Genomic DNA, 2997 nt, shown 5'->3' with positions numbered 1-2997 from the left:
CTGAGCATTCTGACGATAACGACCTGCACGTGGACAACTCCGCCTCCCCTCCGCGCCACCCCCTGACAGCGCAGGAGAGCCTGGCGGAGGTCGCCCTGAACAGGGCCCTTTCGCTAAAGGCGAGGCGGCTGATCGCACGTGGATCAAGTGTGATCATTATCAAGACACCGGACGCTGACTGGATCGATATCCTGACAAGGGCAGTTGCAAATCTCGGAGACCACGTTCGCGTTGTCGCAGCCCCTGAGCGGATGATCAGCAAACATGCTGACCGTCCGGTCGGCGCGGACGAGCTAAGCTCAGTTCAGCACGGCAGGTCCATTGTTTAACTGTGCCATGAGCCGATTGGCATTCTGGACCCGGCTGTGCTGGCTGCTGCAGACGCGACTGTCACTATAGACCCTGTCAATCGGAGTACGATCCGCAGGGTAGTCCGCGCTGTAACCGGCGGGGTTGCTCGGGGCGTCACCCAACAAATGGCGGACTTGCCTATCACCAGAATCGTGACGGCCATTCGACCACGTCTCACAGCCGGGGAATGTCTCGACAATCTCCGAAAGGTCCCGCCTCAACCCACCACCGGCAAGCTGGCTGTGCCAATGCTCCACGACCTGCCTTTGACAGGTTCGGTCCGCAGGTGGACCAACTCGATCTTGGCGGACCTGTCCAGTGTCAGCGCGGGCACGCTTTTACCGGACGCGTTGACTTGCGGCATTCTTGAGGGCCCTCCAGGAACCGGAAAGACCTTGCTTGCCCAAAGCCTGGCGGCCACGTCCGGCTGGAGTTTTGTCAGCAGTTCGGTTGGGCAGTGGTTCACCGTTGGCGATGGCGCTTTGGGTGCCGCATCGCGCAATCTGACCGGATTCATCGATGAAGCGATTGCCTCGGCACCGACGGTCGCCTTTCTGGACGAGCTCGATGCTCTGCCAAGTCGCGCGACCATGGACGCAAGGGGGCGAGATTTTTGGACACCGCTCGTAACCTTGTTCTTGACGGAAATTGATCGGCTTCGTGCATCGGGCAAAGCTGTGCTGCTCTTGGGCGCGACGAACTTCTACGATCGACTCGACGCCGCATTGGTTCGGCCGGGCCGGCTGCAACAGCGCATTTTCGTCGGGCCACCAGAAACACGCGATGAGCTGTCAGATCTGTTTCGGTTTCACCTCGGCACCGACGCACAACGGATCGATGTTGCATCGCTCATGAACCTTACGCTGGGCGCCACACCCGCAGCGGTGGAGGGCTGGGTCCGCGAAGCTCGTGCGACGGCGCGGGGTCAAAACCGGGCGATGAGTTTGGACGACCTGATAGCCCAGATCTTGCCAAAGGATAATAGAACGCCAGAGGACGTCCGCACCATTGCGCTGCATGAGGCCGGTCATGCTTTCGTCGCACATCGTCTCGGACTCAAGGTTCAGTGGGTCTCGATCATGCAAAGCGGTGAGGTCGGTGGAGTAGTGGCAAGTGCCCTGCCGACCATCGCGCCGACACTGGGCGATGTCCGCGATCAAGTGACGGTAGCGCTGGCTGGACGCGCCGCTGACATTTGTTTTGGAAGGGGTGCAAACACCGGTGCATCAGTCGATCTGGAGCAGGCGACCAGGCTCTTGATCGACGCTCATGAACGCCAGGGCCTGTTCGGCACTCTACTCTATGGACCGGCACTGACTATCAGGCCCAGTCCGGCGACGATATCTGCTGTCGCTTCAGACCTGGATGCGTTGCTTGCTCGAGCCATGCAGATGCTGGAGCGCGAACGCGACCTGGTGCTGGCGCTCACGGACCGCCTTATCAAATCCAGGGTTCTGTCCGGTGAGGAAGTGGCCAAGTTTCTATCAAGAAAGCCTACCTGCGCTCGGACTGAAGCCGGTACGGCAGCTGTTCCAGGGACTGGCGCAAGTCCTCCTCGTCATACCTCACGGACGACCACCGCTTCCCCGGCGTGAGCCGAGTTCGCAGGAATAGCTATCAAGCGAGCAACCGAGCTTGCTCGCTTGATAGCAAGTTCACCCCGACGGTCGCCCCTGCCGATTTGTTCCTTGCAAGAGTTCGAGCGAACATGGTCCCACGAAAGGAACATCCATGTCTGAGAAACCAACAAAAGCCCGGGTGCTTGCTCTCTGGGGCAAAGGCGGGAGCGGCAAAACGACTTCGGCGCTCGCCATCGCGAGCCTCAGCGCTACCGCCGGGCACCGCACACTCATCGTTGACGCCGACCCGCAGCGCTCAGCCAGCGAGTGGCACTCTGTGAGCGAGAATCCTGCCTTTGCCGTACACAGCACCGACGTCGGTCAGGTCGCGAGCTTGATGGAACGAGCCAGGGCCCGATACGACGTTGTCATCATCGACAATCCGCCTGCCTGTTACGCGGGGTCTGCCGAGATTGCCAAGCGTGCCGACCTATCGCTTATTGTCGCCCGGCCGTTTAGATTCGATGTGACGCTGGCCATAGAGTGGGTCGGTCGGCTGCAACGGGTTGGTACGATTCCGCTGGTCGCTCTGACTGCCGCGCCGCCCTCAAGGCTGAACACTGAGCCACCATCCGTCAAAGCTGCGCGCGCGGTTGAAGCAGGCCGGGGCTTTATTGTGGCAAGCGCAGATTACGCATCGGCTCATTCACCCAGAACTGACTCAACAAGGTTTGGCCGTCGCCAGTATGGCCAGCAGCAGCCTCGCCCGCCTTGAGTACGAAGCGTTGTGGTCTGCATTGCAGAGGAGGCCCACGCGATGAGCAGATGGGACGCAAGAGACGACACTGCCGGGCGAGCTAAAGCGGTCGCGGAGGATTTGGCGGAGGTCGAGACTGTTCGAGCGCAGATTTGCTATCGTCTGGCTCGCGAGCGACGCGACCTTTTGCATCGCATGGCTCTGGAGCGGCAGACCAACGTGCAGGCATTATTGGACGAAGCTGTGGGCGACCTGATCGCGAAGTACGACAAATCTTTCTGATCGAACAACGTCGCGGTGCTGCTTGATAGCTTGATAGCTTGATAGCTT

Annotated in this window: 4 protein-coding genes; all 4 read left to right on the top strand. The window is 60.2% G+C overall.

Going from position 1 to position 2997, the window contains the following annotated elements:
* Nucleotides 1–329, top strand: a 329-nt coding sequence (locus GGR20_RS18510; RefSeq protein ID WP_210283254.1) for a hypothetical protein, incomplete at its 5' end; no start/stop codon positions are given.
* 147 nt (nt 330–476) lie between these two features.
* Nucleotides 477–1946 (top strand): AAA family ATPase, encoded by a 1470-nt coding sequence (locus GGR20_RS18365; RefSeq protein WP_338084938.1) that lies wholly within the window; start codon nt 477–479, stop codon nt 1944–1946.
* A 136-nt stretch (nt 1947–2082) separates the two neighbouring features.
* Nucleotides 2083–2685, top strand: a complete 603-nt coding sequence (locus tag GGR20_RS18360) for an AAA family ATPase (protein ID WP_183312805.1) — start codon at nt 2083–2085, stop codon at nt 2683–2685.
* A 42-nt stretch (nt 2686–2727) separates the two neighbouring features.
* Nucleotides 2728–2949: a ribbon-helix-helix domain-containing protein gene (locus GGR20_RS18355; protein WP_183312804.1), complete on the top strand. Its 222-nt coding sequence runs from the start codon at nt 2728–2730 to the stop codon at nt 2947–2949.
* Nucleotides 2950–2997 lie beyond the last annotated feature (48 nt).

This window comes from Devosia subaequoris, from assembly GCF_014197055.1.
In the GTDB taxonomy this organism is placed as follows: domain Bacteria; phylum Pseudomonadota; class Alphaproteobacteria; order Rhizobiales; family Devosiaceae; genus Devosia; species Devosia subaequoris.
This window is presented reverse-complemented; position numbering and strand designations above follow the sequence as displayed.